Origin of the sequence: Sphingopyxis sp. 22461 (genome assembly GCF_052044915.1) — a bacterium.
GTDB lineage: Bacteria > Pseudomonadota > Alphaproteobacteria > Sphingomonadales > Sphingomonadaceae > Sphingopyxis.
In genome coordinates this window covers 1-25,988 of sequence record NZ_JBQENY010000007.1, presented here as the reverse complement: position 1 = coordinate 25,988, position 25,988 = coordinate 1, and the positions used below count along the sequence as shown (strand labels likewise).

Sequence of the window (25,988 nt, the reverse complement as noted above, 5' to 3'; positions counted from 1 at the left end):
TCCTGACCCGCGCGGAGCGGACGCCCGTTAGAGCGTCCGTTCGCGCAGTTCGACTTCGAAGACTTCGAGGTGGTCGCCCGCCTTGATGTCGTTGGTATCCGCCAGCACGACACCGCATTCGAGACCCGCGCGCACTTCGGCGACGTCGTCCTTGAAGCGGCGGAGCGACGAGATGGTCGTTGCCGACACGATGACATCGTCGCGCGTAAGGCGTGCGTGCAGCCCCTTGCGGATCGAGCCTTCGAGCACGAGCAGACCCGCAGCCTTGTCGCGCTTGCCCGCGGGGAACACGTCCTTGACCTCGGCGCGGCCGACGACGGTTTCGATCCGTTCGGGACCCAGCTCGCCCGCCATTTCCTTCCTGATCTCATCGGTCAGGTGATAGATGACGTCATGATACATGAAGCGCACTTTTTCGCGCTTCGCGATATCGCGCGCCTTGGCGTTCGGACGGACGTTGAAGCCGATGATCGGCGCCTTGGTCGCCGCCGCCAGCGTCACGTCGCTCTCGGTGATCGCGCCGGCGCCCGACTGGAGCACGCGGACGCGGATCTCGTCGGTCGACAGCTTGTTCAGCGCATTGACGATCGCCTCGACCGACCCCTGCACATCGCCCTTGATGATCACCGGGAACTGGATGACGTTCGCCTTGTCGGCGAGCGCCTCGAACATGCCTTCGAGGCTGACCGGTGCCTGGACGGTGCGCTTGCGCGTCGCCTGTTCCTGACGATAGGTCGCGACTTCGCGGGCGCGCGCTTCATTCTCGACGACGGTGAGCGTATCGCCCGCCATCGGGACGCCGCCCAGACCGAGCACTTCGACCGGCATCGACGGGGTCGCCGATTTGATCTGCTTGCCCTGGTCGTCGATCAGCGCGCGAACACGGCCGCTTTCGGCGCCGCAGACGAAGATGTCGCCGACCTTGAGCGTACCGCGGCGGACGAGGATCGTCGCGACGGGGCCGCGGCCCTTGTCGAGCTTCGCCTCGACCACCGTGCCTTCGGCGGCGCGGTCGGGGTTGGCTTTGAGCTCCATGATTTCGGCCTGCACCGCGATCGCGTCGAGCAATTTGTCGAGGCCGGTCTTCTTGAGCGCCGACACTTCGACATTCTGCACGTCGCCGCCCATTTCCTCGACCACCAGCTCATGCTCGAGCAGGCGTTCGCGGACGCGCTGCGGATTGGCGCCTTCCTTGTCGACCTTGTTGATCGCGACGATGATCGGCACGTTCGCCGCCTTCGCATGATTGATCGCCTCGATCGACTGCGGCTTGAGGCCGTCGTCGGCGGCGACCACCAAGATGACGATGTCGGTGACATTGGCACCGCGCTGACGCATCTCGGTAAAGGCTTCGTGGCCCGGCGTATCGAGGAAGGTGACGAGCGACCCGTCGGGGGTCTTCACCTGATAGGCGCCGATATGCTGGGTGATGCCGCCGGCTTCGCCCGCCTGCACATTCGCACCGCGCAGCGCGTCGAGCAGCGACGTCTTGCCGTGGTCGACGTGACCCATGATCGTGACGACCGGGGCACGCGGCTTCAGATGTTCGGCATCGTCGACATCTTCATCGTGACGGATGTCGATGTCGCCTTCGCTGACGCGGATGATCTCGTGCCCGAACTCGGTGACGAGCAGTTCGGCGGTGTCCTGATCGATCGTGTCGGTGCTGGCCGACGGGACGCCCATCTTGAACAGCGCCTTGACCAGATCGCTGGTCTTTTCGGCCATGCGGTTGGCGAGATCCTGAACCGTGATGCTTTCGGGCACGGTGACTTCGCGGATCTGCTTCTCACGCGGACCCGACGAGGCGGTGTGCGAACGCTTTTCCTTTTCGCGGGCGCGCTTCAGCGCCGCGAGGCTGCGCGCGCGCGCACCTTCGTCTTCGTTCAGCGCCCGCGTGACGGTGAGTTTCCCCGACTGGCGGCGGCTGTCGCCGCCGCGGGTTGCCTTCGGCTCGGGGCGCTTGGGTTCGGGGCGCTGCGGAGCCGCGACCGGGGTAAAGCGGCGCGGTGCGGGCGCAGCGCTGGTCGTCGCGCGCGGCGCGGGCGTCGGCGCGGCCTCGCTCTGCGGCGCTGCGGCAGCGACGGGCGCTTCGGCGGCGGGAGCGGCAGCGGGCGCTTCAGCAGCGGGCGCGGCAGGAGCCGGCTCGACGGCCTTCGCCGTTGCCTGTTCGACCTTGGCTTCGGCGCGCGCCTTCTCTTCCTCGGCGGCGCGCGCACGCGCGGCTTCGTCGCGGCGGCGATTATCTTCTTGCGCCGACATGCGCGCTTCTTCGGCCTCGCGCAGCAGCTGCGCCTGGCGTTCCTGACGCGACATCAGGCTGTCGTTCTCGCTGACGCGGGGCGCGGCCGGCTTCGGAGCGGGCGCGGGTGCCGGAGCGGGAGTCGGTGCGGGCGCCGGAGCGGCCTCGACCTCTTCGGCCTCGACCGGGGCGGCTTCGCCCGGACGACCGAGCACGCGGCGACGCTTCACCTCAACCACCACCGTGTTGCGGCGCCCGTGGCTGAATTGTTGCTGCACCTGTCCGGCCTCGACCGTCCGCTTCAGCCCCAGGGGCTTGCGGGTAAGGGTCGGTTTGTCCTGTTCGTCACTCATCGAAAACCATCATTCCTTCAAAACGCGTCCGAAGCGGCGCTGCTGGTCGGCAACGCCCCAATATTTTCCTCGCCAGAAGCCGGCGCGGCGTGCGGGTCGGAATCGCGGTTGGTCGCGTCCCTACTCCATCCTGTGAAAAACTGCCAGCGGCTCAAATGCGCCAGCACCCGGTCCGCGGCGCGGGCGTCGGTCAACGCCAGATGCACCGCATTCTCGCGGCCTAATGCCATAGATAGGGTGCCGCGGTCCACCGGCAAGACCCGGCCCTCGCGGCCCGAGCCTTCATCGTCCTCGCCGACGCGCCACGCCTGCGCCAATTTCTTGCGCCCGTCCTCGCCCGCATCGCTGGCGTGGAGCAGCAAGCGAACCTGACCCTTGCGCGCCGCGGTTTCGATCTTTTCATTGCCGCTGAGCAGGGTGCCCGAGCGCGATTCCAGCCCCAGCCGGTCGAGCGTCGCGCGCTGAAGCTGCGCCTCGATGCGCGCGCCGAGATCGTCGGGGATCGTGAAATTGCCGTCCTGCAGCGCGCGCGCGAGCCCGCCCTTCAGCTTGCCCTTCGCCTGTGCAGCTTCAAGCGTCGCGCGATCGACGCCGATCCACGCGCCGCGCCCCGGCGCCTTGCCGAGGACGTCGGGCGCAATCGTGCCGTCGGGCCCGAGCGCAAGGCGCACGAGCCGTTCGGCCGGCGAAACCTCGCCGGTGATGACGCAGCGCCGTTCAGGCACATGCTGGCCGCGCCGACCAGCGCGGTCTGGTTCGCTCAGCTGATCATTGTGCGGGGTCCGCATCGGCGGCCTCCCCGTTTTGCGGCTCCGCCGCGGGTCCAGCTTCCGGTGCGTCGGCTTCCGGCTCGTCGTCGAACCAGTGCGCGCGCGCCGCCATGATGATTTCGTTGCCCTGCTCTTCGCTCAGGCCATATTCGCCCAGCACGCCGCCCTTGTCCTCGGCGCGTTCGCTGCGCGGCGGGCCGCGGCGGTTGTCGGTGCGCTTCTTGGCGATCAGTTCGTCGGTCGCCAGATCGGCGAGATCGTCGAGCGTCTTGATCCCGGCCTTGCCCAGCACGACAAGCATTGCTTCGGTCAGGTGCGGGATCTCGGCCAGATCGTCCTCGACGCCGAGCGCGCGGCGTTCCTGACGCGAGGCTTCTTCGCGGCGCTCGAGCCCTTCGGTCGCGCGGCTTTGCAGTTCCTGCGCCAGTTCCTCGTCGAAGCCTTCGATGCTCGCGAGTTCGTCGATGCCCACATAAGCGACTTCTTCGAGTTCGCCGAAGCCTTCGGCGACGAGCAGCTGTGCAAGCGTTTCGTCGACGTCGAGCTCTTCCTGGAACATCGTCGAGCGTTCGACGAATTCGCGCTGGCGCTTCTCGCTCGCGTCGGCCTCGGTCATGATGTCGATCTGGCTGCCGGTGAGCTGGCTGGCGAGACGGACATTCTGGCCGCGGCGACCGATGGCGAGCGACAGCTGGTCGTCGGGAACGACGACTTCGATGCGGCTGTCATCCTCGTCGATGACGACGCGCTGGACCGTTGCGGGCTGGAGCGCGTTGACGACGAAGGTCGCCGTGTCTTCGGACCAGGGGATAATGTCGATCTTTTCGCCCTGCATTTCCTGGACGACCGCCTGCACGCGGCTGCCCTTCATGCCGACGCAGGCACCGACGGGATCGATGCTGCCGTCATAGCTGATGACGCCGATCTTGGCGCGCGAGCCCGGGTCGCGCGCGGCGGCCTTGATCTCGATGATGCCGTCGTAGATTTCGGGGACTTCCTGCGCGAACAGCTTCTTCATGAAGTCGGGGTGCGCGCGGCTGAGGAAAATCTGCGGGCCGCGCGTTTCGCTGCGCACCGACAGGATCAGCGCGCGAACGCGGTCACCGACGCGCATCAGTTCGCGCGGGATCTGCTGGTCGCGGCGGATCACGCCTTCGGCGCGGCCGAGGTTGACGACGATGTGGCCGAATTCGACCGACTTCACGACGCCGGTGATGATCTCACCGCCGCGATCCTTGAATTCCTGATACTGGCGCTCGCGATCGGCTTCGCGGACCTTCTGAAAGATCACCTGCTTTGCCGACTGGGCGTCGATGCGGCCGAGATCGACCGCGGGCAGCGGGTCGACGATGAAGTCGCCGATCTTGGCGTCCTTCTGCAGCTTCTGGCCGGCGGCGAGGTCGACCTGCTTGAAATAATCCTCGACCTGTTCGACGACTTCGACGACGCGCCACAGGCGCAGGTCGCCGGTCTGCGGGTCGAGCTTCGCACGAATGTCGTTCTCGGCGCCGTAACGGGCGCGCGCGGCGCGCTGGATCGCTTCTTCAATGGCTTCGATGACGATGCCCTTGTCGATCATCTTTTCGCTGGCGACGCTGTTGGCAATCGCGAGGAGTTCGGCCTTGTTGGCGGAAATGGCAGTGGCCATCAGTCCTGTCCTTCTTCTTCCATTTCGTCGGCGCCCTCGATCGAGAGCGGGACGGTTGCGGCAATCAATTTGTCGGTGAGAACGAGCTTCGCCGTGTCGATCGCGTCGAACGGCAGCTTGTGCTCCACACCCTCTTTATCCGAAATCGTAACGACATCGCCGTCGATGCCGATCAGCTCGCCGTTGAAGCGCTGACGTCCGTCGCGCTTTTCCTTGAGCGCGATCTTCGCCTCGTGCCCCGCCCAGTCGGCGAAGTCGGCAGGGCGCGTCAGCGGGCGGTCGATGCCCGGCGACGACACTTCGAGCCGGTACGCCTGCTCGATCGGGTCCTTGCCCGCTTCCTCGAGCGCGTCGAGCTGCGCCGAAATGCGGCGCGACAGGTCGGCGCAATCCTCGATGGTCAGCTGGCGCGTGTCGGGGCGCTCGGCCATGACCTGCAAGGTCGGATCGCTCTCACCGCCAAAGAAAGCGACGCGCACGAGCGCAAGGCCCATCGCCTCGGCTTCGGGCGCGATGATCGCATTAAGGACGTCGAGATCGGCCAATGAAATTTCCCGTTTCGGATGACCGGAAAGCATGTGGGTATAGCCGCCGCGGCCCGCGGCCCCGACGTCCCAACTGGCTAACCATGTCAAGAAGTACGGCGCATATAGGCTTTGGCGGATGAGTCGGCAAGGGGGAATGCGGGATGGGGCAAGCGACCGGAAGTAGACCTTACTCTTTATCGTCACCCCGGACTTGATCCGGGGTCCCGCTTGAGGCCAAGGCTGCCCGATGCAGCAAAAAGCGGGATCCCGGGTCAAGCCCGGGATGACGAAAAATGGGGGTACATGACCACCCCATGATGGGCCGCACCTTTCCCATCGCTTGCCATTCTTCGCTTTTGGGATAGGGAATGGCCATGTCGTTCGATAGCGAAACCGAGGCGCTGGCCCACGACCATGTCTTCCTCGGCAAGCGGCACGACGAGAATGCGCGGCGTACCTTGTGGGTCGTCGCAATCACCGCGGTGATGATGGTCGGCGAGATCGCCGCGGGGCTTGCCTTCAACTCGATGGCGCTGCTCGCCGATGGCTTCCATATGGCGACGCATGCAGGCGCGCTCGGGATCGCAGCGATCGCCTATGCCTATGCGAAGCGCCACGCGCATGGGCGCCGCTACAGCTTTGGCACCGGCAAGGTCGGCGACCTCGCGGGTTTCGCCTCGGCGCTCGTGCTCGGCATCGTTGCGCTCGGCATCGCGTTCGAATCGGCGATGCGCCTTGTCGATCCGAGCTCCGTCGCCTTTACCGAGGCGACGATCATCGCGGTGATCGGGCTGGGGGCGAATATCGTGAGCGCACTGCTGCTTGGCCATGGGCATGATCACGACCATGGGCATCATCACGGCGAGGACCATCATCACGACCATACGCACGAACGCGATAACAATCTCCGCTCGGCCTATCTGCACGTTGTCGCCGACGCGTTGACCTCGGTACTCGCGATCGCCGCCTTGCTCGGCGGGCGCTATCTGGGCTGGGTGTGGCTCGATCCGTTGATGGGGATCGTCGGATCGGTCGTGATCGCGGTGTGGGCCTGGTCGCTGATGCGCGACACCGGCGCGGTGCTGCTCGACGCGACCGACGCCGCGATCGAGGCCGAGATCCGCGACCTTGTCGAAGGGCCGGGCGACGCAAAGATCACCGACCTCCACGTCTGGCGCGTCGGCCCCGGCGCGCATTCGGCAATCATCAGCGTCGTCGGCGCAACGCGCGAGACCATTTGCACGCGGGTCAAACCCGTCCACGAGATCGAACATCTGACGGTCGAGATTCGCTGAGCTTCGCCGGATGCGGCTTGCCGAATTCATGTCCCGCCGCAGGGTCAATTCTTGTGGAATATTTTTACAGCGAACCGATGAAATCACAGGAAATTGCCAAAAACCTTGACTTTTCGGTAAAATAATTTCAATGTAATTTGGCTAACGTCGCCTGCGACGGAAATTTGATGCCTAGCGGCGGATACTTCCCTTCACGCGCTACCAGCTCCTCCGGTGCTTTTGCCGGTTGATTCCCTGTTTTCGTGAAAGGAAACATCCCATGCCCATCGGCACCGTAAAATTCTTCAACAGCGACAAAGGCTATGGTTTCATTGCCAATGAAGATGGCTCGGGCGACAGCTTCGTCCACATCAGCGCCGTCGAGCGCGCCGGAATGGCGACGCTGAACAAGGAACAGCGCGTTTCTTACGAGCTGGAAACCGACCAGCGCGGCAAGACCTCGGCTGTCAATCTTCAGCCTGCATGAATGACATCCGGCCTGGCGCTCATCGGGCGCCGGGCCGGACCATTCGCCGATCGTTCGGCCCCATGCTCGCGCAGTCACAAGGAATAATCCTATGGATATGAACGAGCTTTTCTACCGGCACCAGATGGCCCTGATGGCCACCCGCCCCTTGCACGGCGCCAGCGCGCGCCATGCCGATTTCGATCTGCCCGGCCATTATGCCGACCGCATCGACGCCTATCGCGTCCGCCGCGGCATGAGCAAATATTTTGCGGAACCGGCGAGCGCCACGCCGCCGACCATCCCGCCTTTGCCCAACTAGGCCGTTTCAGCGGCGGGTCTTCGGCGCTATGCTTGCCGCGTGACCCAAGCCGTACTGCCATGCCGCAACCATCTGGGCGCATCGCTGCGGCGCTGGCGCGCGATGAATCGCATCAAGCAGTCGGCGCTGGCGGACGAGATGGGGGTCTCGCAAACGACGGTATCGCGGTGGGAGGCGGGTGTGCTGACCCCCGGGACGACCGAAGAGGATCGGTTGACGCGCCTGCTCGCAGCGCGGCCGAACTCGGCTGCCGACAGCGCCTTGCTCAACCTGGTGCGCCATTCGCCGCAGCCGGCACATCTGATCTGCGACCTGACGCACCGGCTTTTCGCCGCGTCGCCGACGCGGATCTCGGGCTGGCGGGTCGGGATCGAGGAACTGGCCGGAAAGTCGCTGTGGCGATTCGCCTCGCCGGGCATCGCAGAGGGCGAGGCGGCGCTGGACGCGCTCGGCTGGTACGAACCGGTCGCGCCCGCGGTTATCGTCGATACCGGATATGCGGATTTCGACGAACTCACGATCGCCGCCGGCCAGCTTCGCTACACACGCATGCCGCTTTCGGACGGCAGCTTTGCGCGGCTGGTCCAGGATGGCGGCGCATAAATTATTCGGCGGCTTGAATCGGCGATCCTGCCGGTTAGCCTCGCCGCATGACGATACCCTATGCCATCGCGCCGTCGCGCCTCGCCGCGATCATCGATTTTCTGCAAGCGGCCGAAAAGCTGAAGGACACGCTGCGCAGCGGGATTACATCGAACGGCCGCGCCGAAAGCACCGCCGAGCATAGCTGGCGGCTCTGTCTGATGGTGATGCTGTTCGACCGCGAACTGGCAGATTATGATCGGCTGAAGCTGCTCAGGCTCTGCCTCGTCCACGACCTGGGCGAAGCGATTTCGGGTGACGTCCCGGCGACATGCCAAAGCCCCGACGACGGCCGGGCGGCGCGCGAGCGCGCGGATCTTGAAACATTATGTGCGCCGCTGCCCGACGACCTACGCGGCGAAATCCTGGGCCTATGGGACGAGTATAGCGGCGGCACGACGCCCGAAGCCCGACTGGTCAAGGGCTTCGACAAGCTGGAGACGATGCTGCAGCACCTCATCGGGCGGAACGCCGCCGATTTCGACTATGCGTTTAACCTGACCTACGGCACACAGCATACCGTCCGGCACCCTCTGCTTTTTCAGATACGCGAACTGGTGGACGCGGCAACGCGCGAGCGGATCGCGGCATGCGGGACGCGGAAATAACGAGGTCCGCGAACCCGCCCGTCGCTTAAGCCCCGGCGTTTTGCCTGCTCCACCGCGACACATCACACAGGCATTGCAACATTTTGTTGGCGTTTCAGCGTATAAGACGGACTGACGCCCCGTTCGCGCGAATCGGCGACGGGCGGAGCGATGGAATTTGATGCGCGAATGAAGCCCGAACTGTCCCTGACCGCCCGCTCGACGTGGCGCGACCCGGTGCCGGAAAAACCGGCGGGCCCGGGACGTACGTTCTGGGCGGCGATCGTCGCGGTGGTCGCGGTCGCGTGCCTCGCCTTCCTGCTGTCGAGCGGTCAGTTCCGCGCGCCCGCGTTCTTCGGGCCGTATAGCGTGTCGGTGCCGCTGAACTTTCGCGCCTATGATCCCGAACGCTGGGCGATCATGAACGCCGAGGATTATGCGGACGCGCTGAAGATCGACCCGACGCTGCCCAACCCCGACAGCGTCGGTTATGGCGACGCGGCCGCGCTGCCGCCTGCCGACCCCGCATTGCTGCGCGAGGAAGCCTTTGTCGGGCCGCCTGCAAAATCCTATGTGTTCCGCGGCGTCACCGCGCTCGACCGCGAGCGCGCGCATTATTGCCTGACCGCCGCCATCTATTACGAAGCCGCGTCGGAGACCGACGACGGGATGCGCGGGGTTGCGCAGACGGTGATCAACCGCGTCCGCCACCCGAGCTTTCCCAACACCGTATGCGGCGTCGTTTTCCAGGGATCGCAGCGCGCGGGCGTGTGCCAGTTCACCTTCAGCTGCGACGGCGCGATGGCACGGAGCCCAAGCAAGCCCAACTGGCTGCGCGCGAGCCGCGTCGCATCGGCGGCGCTCGGCGGTTATGTGTTCCCCAAGGTCGGCCTCGCGACGCATTATCACACGCAGGCGATCTGGCCGCGCTGGGGCAAGAGCCTGGTGATGACCAACATCGTCGGCGCGCATATCTTCCACCGCTGGCGCGGGCGCTGGGGCATGCCCGATGCGTTTCGCGCGCCCTATCTCGGCCGCGAGCCGGTGCCCGGCCCCTATCTGCCGCTGGCACAGCAGCTGGCGATCCTGAAGGGTCAGGGCCTGCCGCCCGGCGCCGGTCCGGCGCCGATGCTCACCGCTGGCGCCGCACCGCTTCCCGATACCCCCGCGGCCCCGCTGCCCGGCACGATGCCCCCCGCGGCGTCCGTCGCGCCGCCGGTCGCGGCCCCCGCCGCGCAGACCTATGCAGATCCGCGCCTCAACCAGTCGGGCCAGGTCCGCGAAGAATTCAAGGGCAGCGGGGAGTGGAAACGCTGAGCCAATCGGCCTAGGCTGTCCGCTTCACGGGCGGGAGGCCATCATGGGACATGTCAAAGGCATCGGTGGACTGTTTTTCCGGGCACGCGACCCCGAGGCGCTGAGCGCCTGGTATCGCGAACGGCTGGGCGTCGGAGGCGGATGCAGCGCCGACGAGAGCGTACCGCCGAACCAATGGGTGTGGAATGTGACCGCGGGTCCGCTCGTCTTCGCGCCGTTCAAGGCCGACACCGACTATTTCCCCGCCGACCGCCAGCATATGCTGAACCTGCGCGTCGACGATCTCGACGCCGTGCTGGCGCCGTTTCGCGCGGCGGGCGACGAGATCATCACCAAGGACGAGTGGGACGACCCCGCGGTCGGACGATTTGCCCGGGTGCATGACCCAGAGGGTAACCCGATCGAATTGTGGGAACCGCCGAAAACATAATATCGTCATGCCGGCGAAGGCCGGGATCTCGACCTACCGACATGGCGCACCGGTGAGATCCCGGCCTTCGCCGGGATGACGGTTTTGGGTTTGGCGCCGGGACTTACCGCCCCTGGCTGCGCCAGCGCTTGACCACACGCTCGAGGATTTCTGCCTCGCCGCCGGTTTCGCGCCATAGTTTCGAGAACAGCGGATCGCTCGATGCCGGGCGCTTTTCCTCTTCGAGCGTGTCGAGATAGACGCGGATCGGGATCGACACGCCCTCGCCGCAGACGATGCATTCGCGGTTACGCAGCGCCGGGATCGAATCGATGAAGCCGCGCGCGCCTTCGGGCATCGCGGCCTTCACGAAATGCTGGTCGCGTTCGTTGTTGAGGCGCATCGAGATGATCGTGCCGCACTGCGACAGCACGCCTTCGGCCAGATCGGACGGACGCTGGGTGATGAGGCCCAGCGACACGCCATATTTGCGGCCTTCCTTGGCGATCCGTTCGAGGATCTTGCGCACCGCCTGACCCTGGCCGATGTCCTTGGCCGGGATGTAGCGGTGCGCTTCTTCGCAGACGAGCAGGATCGGGCGCTGCGGTTCGCCGCGCGACCAGATCGCATAGTCGAAGGTCAGGCGCGACAGCACCGCGACGACGACCGACGTGATGTCGCTCGGCACCCCCGACACATCGATGATCGAGATCGGCCGGCCGTCCGACGGCAGGCGGAAAATCTTGCCGATGAAATTCGTCATCGTGTCGGCGACGAGCATGCCCGAGAACATGAAATTATAGCGCGGATCGGCGCGCATTTCCTCGATCTTGCCCTTGATCCGCATGAACGGCGCGCTCGACGTCGCCTTGTCGAGCTTGCCCATTTCGTTTTGCAGAATGTTGAGCAGGTCGGAGAGCAGATAGGGAATCGGCGAGTCCACGGTAATCTTCGTCATGCCTTCGGCCAGCCGGTTTTTCATCCGCGCCTGGAGCAGGCAGCGCGCGAGCACGTCGCAGTCGGCCTGGCGGTCGCGGCCCTCGGCGGTGACGAAGACTTCGCAATGCTCTTCGAAATTCATCAGCCAATAGGGCATGGCGAGGTTGTCGACGTCGAACAGCGCACCGATGCCCTTGAACGCCGCCGAATATTCGCCGTGCGGATCGATCATCACGATATGACCCTGCGGCGCGAGCTCGCAGATCTTGTGAAGGATCAGCGCGGCGCTGGTCGATTTACCCGTACCGGTCGAACCCAAGAGCGCGAAATGCTTGCCCAGCATCGCGTCGACATAGAGCGACCCGCGAATATCCTTGGTCGGATAGACGGTGCCGATTTCGACATGCGCGCGCTCGTCGGCGGCGTAGATCTGCTTGAGATCGGCGCTGGTTGCCGCAAAAACCTGGCTGCCCGGGATCGGGTAGCGGGTGACGCCGCGGCGGAAATTGTGAATGCGGCCGGTGATCTTTTCTTCTTCGCCTTCGCCAAGAAAGTCGACCGTCGCGAGGATCAGCCCCTCGCCGCGTTCGTGCAGCTGCTGGTCGCGGATGCTGGCGATCAGCCAGATATTGCCGACACGGACCTTGACCTGCGCCCCGACCTGCCCGGCCATCGCCACCGCGGAATCGCTGGAGGAAGCCAATTTGCCGATCGCCGCGGCATCGAGCAGGATCCGCGAGGCCGATCCCGAAATATCGACGACTTCGCCGATCATCAGATCGTCGCGATGATGGTTGGTTACCGGCGCAATCGAGGCCGCTACGCCGCCGCCGGCAAGCCGAACATGCTGTGCCGCCGTCAAGTCCCCGGCGCTGAATCCGCCGCCCTGCATGTCCATGTATCCGCCCCGCCTATTGTGGTCCCCGGCCGGGTATCGCAGACGAGGGTAAATAGGCCGTGAATGATAGCTATCGGCGCCGGAAGATCGCCGAAGCGCCGTAACCGAGCACGAGCGACAGGAATACGGCCGAAAGACCGTAAAGAAAGCCGTGCCGCTGCGCCGCGAGCGCGACGAAGCGCTCGAACCCGGCCTTGCGGATCTGGACATCGCGCGACGCGACCGCGAGCACGCGCCCGCGGCTGATCAGATAGGTTTCGGCGCGGTAGGTGCCAACCGGAACACGCGCCGGCACGGGGATACGCGCGCGATAGAGCACGCCTTCGGTGATTTCGACCGCGGCGGGATTTTCGACGAAAAGGCCCGAGCGGCGATAGAGGTCGGTCAGCCCCGCCTCGAACCGCTCGAGCTTCTTCGCCTCCGAAAATCCGCTTGGCGACATCGACAGATTGGCGAGGCCGAGTTCAAAGATCGCTGCGGTGCGTTCGTCGACCAGCTTGTCGATCGGACGCGACGAGCCGATCGCGTAAAAGCCCGGGGACGTGCGCAGGCGGATGCTGCTGGCGTTGACCCAGATGCCCGCGACGCGGCTTTTTTCGCGCAGCACGATCGGCCGCACCGGCCCCTTCAGCACGACGACGATGTCGGCGCGGTCGTCGGGCAGGCGCTGGCCGGGATAGAGGATCGCGCCGAACAGCAGCAATTCCTCGCCGGTAAAGCTGTACTGGATATCGATCGCGCGGCTCGACACATCTGGCACCAGCCGCGGATCGGCCGCATGGGCGGCCGCGGGCAACAGCAGCGCCGCGAGCGACAGAAGCAAGGCGCGCGGCGCGCTCATTGCACGGTGTAGATTTCGTCGGGGCGGATGAAGAGGTCGACGCCCATGCGCAGCGCGACGAGCAGCACGATCGCCGCGAGCGCCATGCGCAGATATTCGGGCTTCACCTTTTGCGCGAAGCGCGCACCGAACTGCGCCCCGATCACGCTGCCGAGCAGCAGCAGCCCCGCGAGGACGATATCGACGGCGCCGGTGGTCAGCGCATGGACCATCGTCGTCGCGATCGTCACGAACAGGATCTGGAACAGCGACGTGCCGACCACCACCTGCGTCCCCATGCCGATCAGGTAAAGCATCGCCGGCACCATGATGAAGCCGCCGCCGACGCCGAGCAGCATCGTCAGCACGCCCCCGACCATGCCGAGCAGCAGCGGCGCGAGCGGCGAAATATAGAGGCCCGACCGATAGAAGCGCCAGCGCATCGGCAGGTTCGCGACCATCGGGTGATGACGCCGCTTGCGCGCGGGCGCCGGCAATCCGGTCTGCGCGGCGCGGTAGCTTCCCCACGCCTCGCGCCCCATGAAGGTGCCGACGATACCGAGCAAAGCGACATAGAGGATGTTGATCACCGTATCGATCTGGCCCCAGGCGGTGAGCAGCTCGAACAGCCCCGCGCCGATCAGTGAGCCGATCAGGCCGCCCGCGACGAGCACCCAGCCCATACGCAGGTCGACCCCATCGCGCTCGAGATGCGCCATCACCCCCGACACGCTCGCGCCCGTCACCTGCGTCGCCGCCGACGCCGCGGCGACCGTCGGCGGGATGCCGTAAAAGATCAGCAAAGGCGTGGTCAGGAAACCCCCGCCGACGCCGAACATGCCCGACAGGAAACCCACCCCGCCACCGAGCAGGATGATGACCAGCGCATTGACCGACAGATTGGCGACAGGAAGGTAAAGGTCCATGGGCCCCGATTGCGCTCAGCGGCGCTGGAACCGCGCCGATTCCAAGGACCCTAGACCATTTTTTCGGCGTGGGGAATCGGCCGCGGCGGCTAAATTTTACCGTTCTCTAGAAGTCGCTTGCGAGGGTCAGGGCAAGGCCGCTTTCGGGGCGCGCATCGCCCGCGACGCGCTGGCGCCAGTCGAGCGCGATGCGGCTGCCCTCGCCCACGTCGGGCAGGCGGAGCGTCAGCCGCGGGCCGACATCGACGCGCGCCGCGCCGGGCTGCACCGCTCCCGCCGCGAGCGCGCCGAGGCGCAAGGATGTTTCTTCGGAACCAAGGCGGCGATCGACGACAATCGCCCCGTCGGCAAAGCCGTCGCGCCGCCGCGTCCCGACGACGCCCGCCTGCGCATAGGCGTCGAGCCGGAAACCGGCGGGCAGCGTGACATCCGAGACCCCGCCGCTGGCCATCACGGCAAGCGCCGTTCGACCTTCTTTTCCCGCGGCGACGCGCTGCTCGATCGCGAGATCGACCGGCAGCTGCGCGAGCGGGGCGAAAGCGAGGCCGAAGGCAAGCTCGCGTTGCTGCGGCCGCTGCACCGCGATCGTCGCGCGGCCATAGGCGCGGATACGGCCGGCATCGCCGAACCCATAGGCGAGGCGGAGCCCGGCCTGACTGCCGCCGAGCTGGCTCGCGCCGCCGATGGTTTCCGGCGCATTCCCCGACCCTTCGCGCAGATAGAGCCAGCCCGCGAGCGCCCAGCCTCCCATCTGCCGCTGGATCCAGAAGGGCTTGCCCTGCCCCGGATCGGCCGGCGCGGCGGGCGCGAGGGGGAACCATAAAGGCCCGTTCGCCGCAGCGGCCGACTGCGCGAACCGGCCGGGAGGCGCGGGTAGGAGTCGCGCGAATAACGCGAGACGAAGGCTGTGACGATCGGCACCGAAGCCGCCCGAAACCGGCTCTTCTCCCGGCGTGAGCGACACATCGACCGACCGTGGTCCCGGCACAGCGAAAGCATGCGCTGCGCGCGCGCGCAGCGACGGCGTGGCACGCATCGGTGAAGCGTCCGCGCGTGGGGCGCTGTCCCGAACACTGTCGCTCGCGGCAAAGGGCGACGGCACGGCCCAAGGCACGGTGGCCGGATCGGGGGGCGGCGCGATAGCGGGGTTCCAGACGACCATGATCCGCACCGCGATCCAGCCGCCGACGCACAGGAGCAGGAAGCGCAGCGCCGGCGCGTCGCGCCGCGCATCGGCCCGGCGCGCCATCACCGCGCCACCGTCCTGGCAAAAGCGTCGTCGTAGGTGGCCTCATGTTCCAGATGTTCGGTCTTGTCCCATATGACTTCGCCCGATCGCAGCATTCGCCAATAAAGACCGATCGCGCGCCGCGCCGCGAGCATCGCGATCACATTCGAAAAAAAGGCGCGCGGCAGCGAAAGCATCGCTTCGCTGAGGCCGTACCAGCGCGCCGTGAAATGCCCGCGCATTGCCAGTCGCCAGCAGAGCATGACCGCATTGAAGGCGAGAAGCAGCCGCATGCCGTCGCCGACGATGATCGCATTCCAGCCGAGCAGATATTGTCCCGCCCAGCCCAGCGCCGTCAGTAGCGCCCCGACATACGCGGCAAGGAGAATGAGCGCGGCGAGCGGCGCGCGGCGGTCACGCCACAGCATCCAGCGTGCGATCCAGGCACGGCCGCTGCGAAGATCGGCGTCGTCGCGCCGCGATCCCGGCCAGCCCAGATGGTCCCACCCCGCCAGCGCGATCCCGGCGATCCAGCGCGATTTCTGCCGCACCGCCTTTTCGGTCCGGCCCGGAAAGGCACCCCGCGACACAATACGGTCGCCGGCGGGTCCGACCGTATCGACAAAGCGGGTTCCAAGGCCATAGGCGCCGATCACCATGCCGATCTCATAATCTTCGGTCAGGCTGTCGCAGCGAAAAGGTTCACCGCCGCGTTCGATCGCCAGCAGCGCCAGCGCAGTGCGCGTCAGCGCGCAGCCGACCCCCGCCGACGGAAGCGGCAGGCCGAGGCGCGAACGAACGACCAGTTCCTTGCCATGCGCTTCGGCAAATTCGTCGCCATAATGCCCGCCGACCCAGCGCTCCGCACGCTTGATCAAGGGCACGACGGGTATTTGCACCATCGCATTTTCGCCGAGATAGCGGCGATAGAGCGCGAGCTCGCCTGGATGCACATGATCCTCGGCATCGTGAAGGACGATAGCGGCAAACCGAACGCCTTCCGCCCGCTCGTCCTCGGCGAGCGCCACCCACAGCCGATTGAGATTGTCGCCCTTGGTCGTCGGCCCTTCGCCACTGCCGACGACAAGCCGTAGCCGTCCATCGCGCGCGACCAGCGGCGACACGGCGAAGAGCGTCTCGGCGTCGTTGGGATAGCAGCCGACGTAAAGCCGGAAATCCTCGCCCTCCCAAGCGCCAAGCGTGCGCCGCAGCATCGCGGGAAGCGCTTTGGCCTCGTCCCATGCGGGCACGAAGATCGCGAAGCGCCCCTCGACCGGCGGCGCGGTCGGCGTCAGCGACCGTCCGCGCCGGCGCGTCGCCAGCCACAGCGCGTCGAAAAGCAGGTCATCGAGCCCGAACAGCAGGATTCCGACCGATGCGAACAGCATCAGTTCGTGGCCGGCACCCAGCACCAGCCATTCCAGCCATGCGGTCGACAGCTCCAATGTGCTAGCCCCGCCCCCACCGATCACCTAATGTCATCAATATCGATATTGCTAGTGAACAGAGCAGATTTGTAAAGACGCGCCCCTGTCGGCGGCCAACCGTCAAATTTTCTGACAAACAAAGGAAATCGCTTACTCATGACCCGCAGTTTTCCGCCCCGTTCAGCATTGCGCGAATTCCTGGAGAGCGAAAGCGCGGGCGGAATGCTGCTTATTTTCGCCGCCATTTTGGCGATGATTGTTGCCAATTCGCCGCTGGCGGCACTTTATCACGATGCGATTCATGCCGTGACCGGCCCGGTGCTCACCGACAAACTTGGGCCGATGACCGTCCATCTGTGGATCAATGACGGGCTGATGGCGATTTTCTTCCTGCTCGTCGGGCTGGAGATCAAGCGCGAGTTCGTCGACGGGCGGCTCGCGAGCTGGGACCGGCGGCGGCTGCCGTTCATCGCCGCGGCGGCGGGGATGGCGGTGCCGGCGGCGATCTATATGGGTTTTGCCGGAGGCAACCCGGCGCTGGCGCAGGGCTGGGCAATCCCCGCGGCGACCGACATCGCCTTTGCGATGGGCGTGCTCGCGCTGCTCGGCAAGCGCGCGCCGACCTCGCTCAAGCTGTTCCTCGTCACCGTCGCGATTGTCGACGACATGGGCGCGGTCGCGATCATCGCGCTGTTCTATACCGCGAAGATCAACCTGCTCGCGCTCGCCGCCGCTGCGGTCATTCTCGGCCTGATGTTCGCGATGGGCCGGATGCGCGTGCAGAGCCTGCCGCTCTACCTGCTGATGTTCGCCTTGCTCTGGTACGCGATGCTGCTCTCGGGCGTCCACGCAACGATCGCCGGGGTGCTCGCGGCGATGGCGATCCCGTTCGATCGCACCCCGGGCGCGCCCGACAGCGAAACCTCGCCGCTCCACCGGCTCGAACATGGCCTCCACCCGTGGGTCGCCTTTGCGATCGTGCCCCTGTTCGGTTTCGCCAATGCCGGGGTCGACGTGAGCGGGCTGACCGCCGAGCAGATTTTCGCGCCGCTGCCGCTCGGTATCGCCGCGGGGCTGTTTATCGGCAAGCAGATCGGCATTTTCGGCAGCGTCTGGCTGTCGGTCAAACTCGGCATCGCGGGGCGGCTGCGCGGCGCGACATGGCTGCAGGTCTATGGCGTCGCGATGCTGTGCGGCATCGGCTTCACGATGAGCCTGTTCATCGGCGGCCTCGCCTTTCCGGGCGACGCACTGCTCGTCGAAGAGGCGAAGATCGGGATCCTGATGGGGTCGCTCGCGGCGGCGCTCGCGGGCTTTGCGGTGCTGCGTTTCGCGCCGCCGCATCCCGAACATGGGGCGGTCGAAAGCGCGTCCGATGCCGAGATCGCCGCCGACGGCGATGTGCGTGACACGTCCGAAAAGCGCGCTATGGCAGACTGATGCGCAAATTTGTCATTCTGTCGCTGGTTGCCGCCCTGTCGGCCTGCGCTGCAAGCGAAACAAAAACGCCGCCGAAACCCGGGGTCGCGACGCTCGACGTGCGCCGCACCGCCGCCTCGACCGAGGCGCTCGACGAGATTGCGGCAGCCTATTTGCGGCTGACACTCGAAATCGGGACGCACGAGGCCGGCTATATCGACGCCTACTACGGCCCGCCCGAACTCAAAACAGCCGCCGAGGCCGCACCGCGCGACAAGGCTGCGTTGCTCACAGCAACGCGCGAGTTGATGGCACAAATCGATCTCGCGGCGCGGCGCATTCCCGACCCGCTCGAACGCCGCCGCGCGACTTTCCTGCGCGCTCAGCTCCGCGCTGCCGAAACGCGGCTGATGATGATGCAAGGCACGCGCTTCGCCTTCGCCGACGAGGCCGAACGGCTGTTCGGCGTGCGGCCGCGACTGAAGCCGCTCGCGAGCTATGATGCCGAACTCGCGAAGATCGACGCGCTGGTCCCCGGCGAAGGCGCACTCCCGGACCGCGTCGAAGCCTATCTCGACGCCTTCACCATCCCCAAGGACCGGCTGCAAAAGACCTTCGACGCCGCGATCGCTCGCTGCCGCGGCCGCAGCATGGCGCATATCCCGATGCCGGCAAACGAAAGTTTCCGCCTCGAATTCGTCACCGGCAAAAGCTGGAGCGGCTATAATTATTACCAAGGCGGCTATCACAGCCTGATCCAGGTCAATACCGACCTGCCGATCCGCCTGTCGCGCGCGCTCGATCTCGGCTGTCACGAGGGCTATCCGGGACATCACCTGCTCAACATGAAGCTCGAAGAGAAGCTCGTGAAAGAGCGCGGCTGGATCGAGTTCAGCGTCTATCCGCTCTACAGCCCGCAAAGCCTGATCGCGGAGGGCAGCGCCAATTACGGCATCGACCTCGCCTTTCCCGAAAGCAGCAAGGCCGACACCGAACGCGACGTGCTGATGCCGATCGCCGAGATCGCGGTGCCGTCCGGCGATCGCTACTGGCAGCTGCTCGCGGCGATCAAGCGCGCGTCGGGGGCGCGGCTGACGATCGCGCAGCAATATCTCGACGGCGAAATCGACCGTCCGACGGCGGTCGCGCTGACGCAGAAATATATGCTCGTCTCGGCCCAGCGCGCCGAACAGTCGATCAGCTTCACCGATCAGTATCGCAGCTATGTGATCAACTATGGCCTCGGCGAGACGATGGTCCGCGCGTGGGTCGAGCGCGGCAGGCCATCGCGCGACGAGATGTGGCGGCGCATGGCAAAGATCGTCAGCGAACCGACCTTGCCTTCGGATTTGCTCGCGCGCTGAGCCGTCAAATATCGACGATGATCTTGCCGAAATGCGCGTTCGCCGCCTGATGGCGGAAAGCCTCGGCGAGATTTTCGAGGGGGAAATGTTGGTCAAGAATCGGCCGGATAGCATTCGCCTCGACCCCCGCGATCATCGCGAGCTGCTGCGCACGGCTACCGACGGTCAGCCCTTGCACGCGCAGATTCTTGCTCATCAACAGCGCGGTCTTTACCGGTCCGGCGATCCCCGCGAGCACACCGATCAGCGCGACATGGCCGCCGACGCGGGTCGCGACCATCGACTGGTCGAGCGTCCCCGCGCCGCCGATCTCGACCACCGTATCGACCCCGCGCCCGCCCGAGAGTTCGAGCGCCTTGGCGCCCCACGCCGGCACCTCCTTGTAATTGATCAGCTCGTCGGCGCCGAGCGCTTTCAGCCGGTCGAGCTTCGCGTCGGACGAACTCGTCGCGATGACGCGCGCGCCGGCTGCCTTGGCGAATTGCAGCGCGAACACCGATACGCCGCCGCTGCCTTGCACCAGCACGGTCGAGCCCGGCTGTGTAACACCGTCGACGAACAATGCGCGCCATGCGGTCAGCCCCGCGCAGGTCAGCGTCGCCGCCTCGGCGGCCGACCATCCCGTGGGCGCCTGAGTGAACCAGTGCTGCGGTGTCACCACCACTTCACGCGCATAGCCGTCGATGCCGTCGCCCGGCACCTGCGTGAAGGCGGTCGACGGCGCCGCGCCGTCGTCCCAGTAAGGAAAGAAGAGCGACACGACATGGTCGCCGACCCGATAGTCGGTCACCCCTTCGCCGATCGCCTCGACCGTCCCCGCGCCGTCGGACATCGGGATGCGACCGTCGACGGTCGGGATCATTCCGGCGACGACCGCGAAATCATGGAAGTTGAGCGACGAAGCCGTCAGCCGCACGCGAATCTCGCCGGGCCCCGGATCGCCGGGGTCGGGAAGATCGGCCAGCCTCAGATTGTCGAGCGAGGCGGGCGCGCGAAGCTGGACCGCCCGCATCACTCCGCCGCCATCGCCATTTCGACGCGCTGCGGGCCGCGGATCACGCCGCCGGGGGTCGGTCCCTGCATGGCGCCGCCCTTGAATGTCACCACGCCCGACTTCACCGTCGCGACATAGCCGTCGGCCTTTTGCAGCAGGCGCTTGCCGCCTGCGGGCAGGTCGAAGGCGAGCCAGGGTTTGCCGAGCTTGATCGCATCCATATCGATGACGTTGAGGTCGGCGAGATAGCCCGGCGCGAGCACGCCGCGGTCCTCGAGGCCATAGAGCAAGGCGGTATCGCGGCACTGGCGCTTGACGGCATGTTCGAGCGCGATGCGATGGCCCTTGCGGTCGCGCACCCAATGCTGGAGCATGAAGGTCGGCGAGGCCGCGTCGCAGATCGTCCCGCAATGCGCGCCGCCGTCGGACAGGCTGTTCACTGTGTCGTCCGACGCCTGCAAATCCTCGAGGAAATTGAGGTTGCCGTCGCGGTAGTTCAAAATCGGAAAATAGATGAAACCCTTGCCGTCGTCCTTCATCAGCAGGTCATACGCATATTCGGCCGGCGAGACGCCCGCCGCGGCGGCGCGACCCGCGATGCTTTCGTCCATCTTCGGCTCATAGTTGAAGTCGGGATCCATCTCAAAATGGACCGGCCAGCCTTCGGCGACTATTTTCAGGAAGTCGAGGATGTCGCTTTCGGGCCAGACATTCGCTTCCGAAATCATGCGTGCCTTGAACGCCGGGTCTTTCAGCTTCGCGAGCTGCTGCTCCCACGAAAGGTCGATGATCTCGTTCCACGCGGGCTTGAAGCGGAAGGGGTGGACGGTGCCCTGCCACGCCATGATGATGCCGTTGCCGCGCAGCGCGATCTGCGCGACGATGTTCGCGCCGGTCGCATTCTGCTTCCGCATTTCGGCAATCTGCTCCTCGAGCGGCAGTTCCTTGGCGATCGACTGGAGTGCGGCGAAGGTCACCGGCAGCCCCGTCTCGCGGCTGAGATCGCCCATCCACTGAAATTCGTTCCACTCGCGCTTCATGTCGCTCGCCATTTCGAACACGCCGTAGCCGACGCGCCCCATCGCGCGGCCAATCGCGATCAATTCCTCGGCGGTCGCCGTGGTTCCGGGGACAAGTTCGCCGTCGATCGACTTGTGCAGCACGGTGCGGCTGGTCGAGAAGCCGAGCGCCCCCGCGCGCACACCTTCCTCGACGATGCGCGACATTTCGGCGATGTCCGCCTCGGTCGGGATCGCGCCGGGTTTTTCGCGGTCGCCGAGCACATAGGCACGCACCGCGCCGTGCGGGACATGGCACGCGACGTCGACGGTGCGCGGCAGCTTTTCGAGCGCGTCCATATATTCGGGGAAGGTTTCCCAGTCCCACGACATGCCTTCGGCGAGCGCGGTGCCGGGGATGTCCTCGACGCCTTCCATCAGCGAAATCAGCCAATCATGCCGGTCGGGCTTGGCGGGGGCGAAGCCGACGCCGCAATTGCCCATCACGACGGTGGTGACGCCGTGCCAGCTCGACGGCGCCATTTCGGCGTCCCACGTCGCCTGTCCGTCATAATGGGTGTGGACGTCGACGAAGCCCGGCGTGACGATCTTGCCGGCGGCGTCGATTTCTTCGCGGCCCGCGCCAAGATTTTCGCCGACGGCGACGATACGGTCGCCATCGACCGCGACATCCGCGACAAAGGGCGCGCCGCCCGAACCATCGACGACGGTGCCGCCGCGAATCACCAGATCATGCATGTCCGCTCTCCCAATTTTTTAGTTTCACGAAGAAACCTATCATCAAAATCGCGAGATGCAAATAAACGCGCAGCCGCCCCGGCAAGACGCTATGATGGCGGGACAAGAGATAGGGAGTCGATGCCATGATCCGTCCGCTTACCCTCGCCCTGATACTCGCCGTCTCGGCGACCCCGCTCGCCGCCAAACAGGCGGCCGCCCCCAGCTATAAGACCGCGCTCGCCGATCCTGCGCGGCCCGCCGCCGACCGGGCACGCGACGCGGCGCGCAAGCCCGCAGAACTGCTCGCCTTCGCCCAGGTCAAACCCGGACAAAAGGTCGGCGATTATGTGATGGGGGGTGGTTATGTCACCCGCCTGCTCGCCGCCGCGGTCGGACCGTCGGGCAAGGTTTATGCCTTCCAGCCCGCCGAATTCATCAAGTTCAAGGCGCAATATGGCACCGATCAGGCCGCGGTCGACGCCGCTTACGTCAATGTCGATGCCGTCGCCGGTCCGTTCGCCGCGCCCGCCTTTCCCGAGCCGCTCGACACGATCGTTACGGTGCAGAATTTCCACGACCTCTATCTGAAGCCCTTCCCCGAAGGCACGGGCGACAAGGCGAGCGCGGCCTTGTTCGCGGCGCTGAAACCCGGCGGCACGTTGGTCGTCGTCGACCATAGCGCGGCGAAAGGCACCGGCACGACGCTGTCCGACAGCCTGCACCGGATCGACAAGGATGCGGTCGTCGCGACGCTGACCAAGGCTGGCTTCAAGCTCGAGGCCGAAAGCGATCTCTATCGCCGCCCCGCCGATCCGCGTAGCGCCAATGTCTTCGACGACAAGATCCGCGGCAAGACCGACCAGTTCACCCTGCGCTTCCGCAAACCGGGATAAAAATATGACCAGCGACGACGAAGATTATGTCTATGACGAGGCGAGCGGCGAATGGCTGTCCGCCGGCGATATCGCCGCACGCGATGCCGCCGCGGTGGCGGGTCCCGAGGTGCGCGATGCCGTCGGAAACCTGCTCGCCGACGGCGACTCGGTCGTGCTGGTCAAGGATCTGAACGTCAAAGGCGCGGGGCAGACGCTGAAGGTCGGCACCGTGATCAAGTCGATCCGCCTGACCGGCGACGATCAGGAAATCGACTGCCGGCACGAGGGGATCAAGGGGCTGGTGCTGCGCGCGGAGTTTGTAAGAAAGCGATAGCACCGTCGCCCCAGCGAAGGCTGGGGCCGCCATCGTCACAGCAGGCCGCCGGCGATCCCAGCTTTCGCTGGGATGACGACTAGTCGAACCTAACCCAACCTCCCCTTCCGCGGCCCCATATATCCGAACAGGTAAGCGGCGACCTTTCGCATCTGGATTTCCTCGGCGCCTTCGGTGATGCGGTATCTTCGGTGGTGGCGGTAGATATGTTCGAACGGCTTGTGGCGTGAGTAGCCGATGCCGCCATGGACCTGCATCGCGCGGTCGGCGGCTTCGCAGACGAGCCGGTTCGCCCAGTAATTGCACATGCTGACCTTGTCGGAGAGCGTGCGCTCGACCTCCTTGTGCGGCGTATTGTCCATGTCCCATGCGGTCTTGCGGATCAGCAGGCGCAGCATCTCGGCCTGCGTCGCCAGCTCGACCAGCGGGAACTGGATCGCCTGGTTCTTCGCCAGCGCCTCGCCGAACGGCTTGCGCTCGCGCGCATATTTGACCGACTCCTCGATGCAGTAGACCGCGGCGCCCAGCGAACTCGCCGCCTGGCGGATGCGGTTCTGGTGAACGAAGCTTTGCGCGATCGACAGGCCGCCGCCCTCGGGGCCTAATCGCGCGCTGTCGGGCACCCACACGTCGCTGAACGTCATCCTCGGATGGTCGGTCGGCATGTTGAACGTCCACATATATTCGTCGACGGTCATGCCGGGGGTGCCGGTGGGGACGAGCAGGCAAGTGATGCCCTTCGCATCGCCGTCGTCGCCGCTGGTGCGGCAGAAGGTCGCGCAATGCGTCGCTGTATGCATGCCGGTGATCCACATCTTGCGGCCATTGATGAGCCAGCCATCGACGCCATCGCGCGTCTCGCGCACCGCGCGTGTCTCCATATGCGTTGCGTCGCTGCCATGGTCGGGCTCGGTGAGCCCGAACGCGGTGCGGCGCTTCCCTTCGAACCCGCCGAGGATGAACTCGGCCTTCTGCTCGTCGCTCGTCGCAAACTGCTCGAACATCTCGACGAACGGGAAGTTGCCGACGATGCTGTGCTCGTTTTGCAGGTCGTTGTGGAGGCCGAGCCCCTTCGCCGCGAAGTGCTCGCGGATCACCGCCATCCACAGGTTGCTGCCGTCCTTGCCGCCGTACTTCTTCGGCGCCGAGAAGCGCCAGTGCCCCGCGGCATCGGCCTTGCGCGTCGCCTGCTTCAGAAGCTGCTCCCACTCCTTGCGCGGCAGCCCCTGATTGTCCCAGTCGGTACGCGCATGCTCGCGCCGGTGGTCGAAGAAGCGGATATTGTCGCCTTCGAGCTCGAGCGGTTTGATCTCGGCCTCGATAAAGGCGTCGAGCTCGTCGAGGTACGCCTGCAAGTCGGCGGGCATCGCAAAATCCATGTTTCTCTCCCTGTTCCGTTATCCGCGCCAGTCGGCGCGCGCCGCAGCGAGCGCGGCATATTTGGGGCTGTCGATCGCGCATTTGTCGAGCACGGCGCGGCGCAGCTTCGCGAGCAGGCCCGGCTCGGCGAGCGTCGTGGTTCCCGACAGCAGCGCGGCAGCAAGCTCGGCATCCTCGGCGCGCACCCCGGCATCGAGGTCGCGCAGCACGATGCCGAGCGCGTTCATCGCGACCACCGCCTCGAACTTGGCGTGCCCCTCAGCCTGCGGCTTGATCGATCCTTCGATCCAGTCGCGCACCGCCTGCACGATCTCGCGGTTCGTTGGCTCGCCAGCGGGTTCCGGTACGACCGGCTTCGACGGTGGCAAGTCCCGCGCCCGCTCGGCCTCGGGCGCCTCGTCTTCGAGCAGGCACACCAGATCGAGCTCCTGCTCCGCCGTGCGCCGGCCGATGACGACGCGCTCGACCGTCCGGTCGGCGCCGCTCCGCCACATCTGCCCCATCTGCAGGCAGCCGAGCGCCCACCACAAGGTGCGATAGATCAGCCAGAAGCGGAAGCGGCCCCTGTCGACCGTCACCCCGCCCGCCGCCTCATAGGCCGCAAAATACTCCTCGAGGCTGCCGACCCCGAACGCCGGTTTATCGAGCGCGCCGAAGCGCCACACCGTCATGCAGCCGAACGCGAGGTCCTCATGCGCATCGCCGCGGTGCGCCAGCTCCCAGTCGAGCACCGCCGCCAGCCCGTCCGCATCGACCATGACATTGCCCATGCGATAATCACCATGGACGAGCACCGGATCGGCGGGCGCGGGCAGATGCTCCTCGCACCATCTGATCGCCAACGCGATCACCGGGCGGTCGCCGCCGTACGACAGGAAGCGCGCGCGCAGCTCCGCCAGCGCCGTCGCCGTGTCCATCAGCGGGATCGCAGCGGGCACGCGGTCCAGCGGGATGCTGTGGATGCGCGCCAGCTCGCGGCCGAGATCCTCCAGCAGCGACGGCGGCGGACCCGCCAATATCTTCGCCGGCGACACCTCCGCCAGCACCCGCCGCATCACATAGCCCGTGCCTAGGCCGTCGGCGTCCGT

24 protein-coding genes are annotated in these 25,988 nt (G+C 65.8%); 11 read left to right on the top strand and 13 right to left on the bottom strand.

The window, feature by feature from the left end; translation table 11 throughout:
- Positions 1 to 27 precede the first annotated feature (27 nt).
- The 4 genes from infB to rimP are packed head-to-tail and all read right to left on the bottom strand — an operon-like array spanning position 28 to position 5,558.
- Entirely contained in the window at positions 28 to 2,595 is a 2,568-nt protein-coding gene (gene infB, locus ACTJI5_RS12515; RefSeq protein WP_058539616.1) for a translation initiation factor IF-2, read from the bottom strand.
- Between the two features lie 17 nt (positions 2,596 to 2,612).
- Positions 2,613 to 3,383, bottom strand: a complete 771-nt coding sequence (locus tag ACTJI5_RS12510; RefSeq protein WP_310254916.1) for a DUF448 domain-containing protein — start codon at positions 3,381 to 3,383, stop codon at positions 2,613 to 2,615.
- Positions 3,364 to 5,013 carry a transcription termination factor NusA gene (nusA, locus tag ACTJI5_RS12505; RefSeq protein ID WP_058539615.1) on the bottom strand — a complete coding sequence of 550 codons (1,650 nt, stop codon included), beginning with the start codon at positions 5,011 to 5,013 and terminating at the stop codon, positions 3,364 to 3,366. Before nusA ends, ACTJI5_RS12510 begins: the two co-directional genes overlap by 20 nt.
- Positions 5,013 to 5,558: a ribosome maturation protein RimP gene (gene rimP / locus ACTJI5_RS12500; protein ID WP_310254912.1), complete on the bottom strand. Its 546-nt coding sequence runs from the start codon at positions 5,556 to 5,558 to the stop codon at positions 5,013 to 5,015. Before rimP ends, nusA begins: the two co-directional genes overlap by 1 nt.
- Positions 5,559 to 5,914: 356 nt before the next feature.
- Here rimP and dmeF point away from each other — a divergent pair, with 356 nt between their 5' ends.
- From dmeF to ACTJI5_RS12465, 7 genes are all read left to right on the top strand, one after another.
- Positions 5,915 to 6,835 carry a CDF family Co(II)/Ni(II) efflux transporter DmeF gene (gene dmeF / locus ACTJI5_RS12495; RefSeq protein ID WP_440860544.1) on the top strand — a complete coding sequence of 307 codons (921 nt, stop codon included), beginning with the start codon at positions 5,915 to 5,917 and terminating at the stop codon, positions 6,833 to 6,835.
- Positions 6,836 to 7,094: 259 nt separating this feature from the next.
- Positions 7,095 to 7,301, top strand: coding sequence for a cold-shock protein (locus ACTJI5_RS12490; RefSeq protein WP_037514749.1), 207 nt, complete (start codon positions 7,095 to 7,097; stop codon positions 7,299 to 7,301).
- Between the two features lie 91 nt (positions 7,302 to 7,392).
- The gene (locus ACTJI5_RS12485) at positions 7,393 to 7,602 is read left to right on the top strand and encodes a hypothetical protein (RefSeq protein ID WP_058539613.1); all 210 of its coding nucleotides are present in this window, start codon (positions 7,393 to 7,395) and stop codon (positions 7,600 to 7,602) included.
- A 39-nt stretch (positions 7,603 to 7,641) separates the two neighbouring features.
- Positions 7,642 to 8,205, top strand: coding sequence for a helix-turn-helix transcriptional regulator (locus ACTJI5_RS12480; RefSeq protein WP_440860543.1), 564 nt, complete (start codon positions 7,642 to 7,644; stop codon positions 8,203 to 8,205).
- Between the two features lie 47 nt (positions 8,206 to 8,252).
- Entirely contained in the window at positions 8,253 to 8,852 is a 600-nt protein-coding gene (locus ACTJI5_RS12475; protein ID WP_440860542.1) for an HD domain-containing protein, read from the top strand.
- A 168-nt stretch (positions 8,853 to 9,020) separates the two neighbouring features.
- On the top strand, positions 9,021 to 10,148 hold the full coding sequence (locus tag ACTJI5_RS12470) for a cell wall hydrolase (RefSeq protein ID WP_440860541.1): 1,128 nt from the start codon (positions 9,021 to 9,023) through the stop codon (positions 10,146 to 10,148).
- A 43-nt stretch (positions 10,149 to 10,191) separates the two neighbouring features.
- Positions 10,192 to 10,578 carry a VOC family protein gene (locus ACTJI5_RS12465; RefSeq protein WP_058539610.1) on the top strand — a complete coding sequence of 129 codons (387 nt, stop codon included), beginning with the start codon at positions 10,192 to 10,194 and terminating at the stop codon, positions 10,576 to 10,578.
- A 103-nt stretch (positions 10,579 to 10,681) separates the two neighbouring features.
- Here the strand turns inward: ACTJI5_RS12465 and ACTJI5_RS12460 are convergent, their stop codons facing one another.
- From ACTJI5_RS12460 to ACTJI5_RS12440, 5 genes are all read right to left on the bottom strand, one after another.
- Entirely contained in the window at positions 10,682 to 12,394 is a 1,713-nt protein-coding gene (locus ACTJI5_RS12460) for an ATP-binding protein (RefSeq protein ID WP_197411538.1), read from the bottom strand.
- Positions 12,395 to 12,464: 70 nt separating this feature from the next.
- Positions 12,465 to 13,235 (bottom strand): TIGR02186 family protein, encoded by a 771-nt coding sequence (locus ACTJI5_RS12455; protein WP_058539609.1) that lies wholly within the window; start codon positions 13,233 to 13,235, stop codon positions 12,465 to 12,467.
- The gene (locus ACTJI5_RS12450) at positions 13,232 to 14,140 is read right to left on the bottom strand and encodes a sulfite exporter TauE/SafE family protein (RefSeq protein ID WP_058539608.1); all 909 of its coding nucleotides are present in this window, start codon (positions 14,138 to 14,140) and stop codon (positions 13,232 to 13,234) included. Before ACTJI5_RS12450 ends, ACTJI5_RS12455 begins: the two co-directional genes overlap by 4 nt.
- A gap of 106 nt (positions 14,141 to 14,246) precedes the next feature.
- Complete coding sequence (locus ACTJI5_RS12445; protein WP_440860540.1) at positions 14,247 to 15,389, bottom strand: hypothetical protein; 1,143 nt, start codon at positions 15,387 to 15,389, stop codon at positions 14,247 to 14,249.
- Positions 15,389 to 16,813: a glycosyl transferase family protein gene (locus tag ACTJI5_RS12440; protein ID WP_440860539.1), complete on the bottom strand. Its 1,425-nt coding sequence runs from the start codon at positions 16,811 to 16,813 to the stop codon at positions 15,389 to 15,391. The genes ACTJI5_RS12445 and ACTJI5_RS12440 overlap by 1 nt, the downstream gene beginning before the upstream one ends.
- Positions 16,814 to 16,951: 138 nt before the next feature.
- Between ACTJI5_RS12440 and nhaA the strand changes: the two genes are divergently transcribed.
- On the top strand, positions 16,952 to 18,235 hold the full coding sequence (gene nhaA / locus ACTJI5_RS12435; RefSeq protein ID WP_440860538.1) for a Na+/H+ antiporter NhaA: 1,284 nt from the start codon (positions 16,952 to 16,954) through the stop codon (positions 18,233 to 18,235).
- Positions 18,235 to 19,578 carry a hypothetical protein gene (locus tag ACTJI5_RS12430; RefSeq protein ID WP_440860537.1) on the top strand — a complete coding sequence of 448 codons (1,344 nt, stop codon included), beginning with the start codon at positions 18,235 to 18,237 and terminating at the stop codon, positions 19,576 to 19,578. Before nhaA ends, ACTJI5_RS12430 begins: the two co-directional genes overlap by 1 nt.
- A 4-nt stretch (positions 19,579 to 19,582) precedes the next feature.
- On the opposite strand, the gene ACTJI5_RS12425 is transcribed toward ACTJI5_RS12430, so the two are convergent.
- The gene (locus ACTJI5_RS12425; RefSeq protein ID WP_058539603.1) at positions 19,583 to 20,590 is read right to left on the bottom strand and encodes a zinc-dependent alcohol dehydrogenase family protein; all 1,008 of its coding nucleotides are present in this window, start codon (positions 20,588 to 20,590) and stop codon (positions 19,583 to 19,585) included.
- Entirely contained in the window at positions 20,590 to 22,329 is a 1,740-nt protein-coding gene (locus tag ACTJI5_RS12420; RefSeq protein ID WP_440860536.1) for an N-acyl-D-amino-acid deacylase family protein, read from the bottom strand. The genes ACTJI5_RS12425 and ACTJI5_RS12420 overlap by 1 nt, the downstream gene beginning before the upstream one ends.
- A 125-nt stretch (positions 22,330 to 22,454) precedes the next feature.
- Between ACTJI5_RS12420 and ACTJI5_RS12415 the strand changes: the two genes are divergently transcribed.
- Positions 22,455 to 23,204, top strand: coding sequence for a class I SAM-dependent methyltransferase (locus tag ACTJI5_RS12415; protein WP_440860535.1), 750 nt, complete (start codon positions 22,455 to 22,457; stop codon positions 23,202 to 23,204).
- 4 nt (positions 23,205 to 23,208) lie between these two features.
- Complete coding sequence (locus tag ACTJI5_RS12410) at positions 23,209 to 23,520, top strand: alkylphosphonate utilization protein (protein WP_439513754.1); 312 nt, start codon at positions 23,209 to 23,211, stop codon at positions 23,518 to 23,520.
- Positions 23,521 to 23,609: 89 nt separating this feature from the next.
- Here ACTJI5_RS12410 and ACTJI5_RS12405 read toward each other — a convergent pair whose 3' ends face one another.
- Together ACTJI5_RS12405 and ACTJI5_RS12400 are read right to left on the bottom strand one after the other, a co-directional pair.
- Entirely contained in the window at positions 23,610 to 24,899 is a 1,290-nt protein-coding gene (locus ACTJI5_RS12405) for an acyl-CoA dehydrogenase family protein (protein ID WP_440860534.1), read from the bottom strand.
- An 18-nt stretch (positions 24,900 to 24,917) separates the two neighbouring features.
- On the bottom strand, positions 24,918 to 25,988 hold a 1,071-nt coding region (locus tag ACTJI5_RS12400; RefSeq protein WP_440860533.1), incomplete at its 5' end, for a phosphotransferase.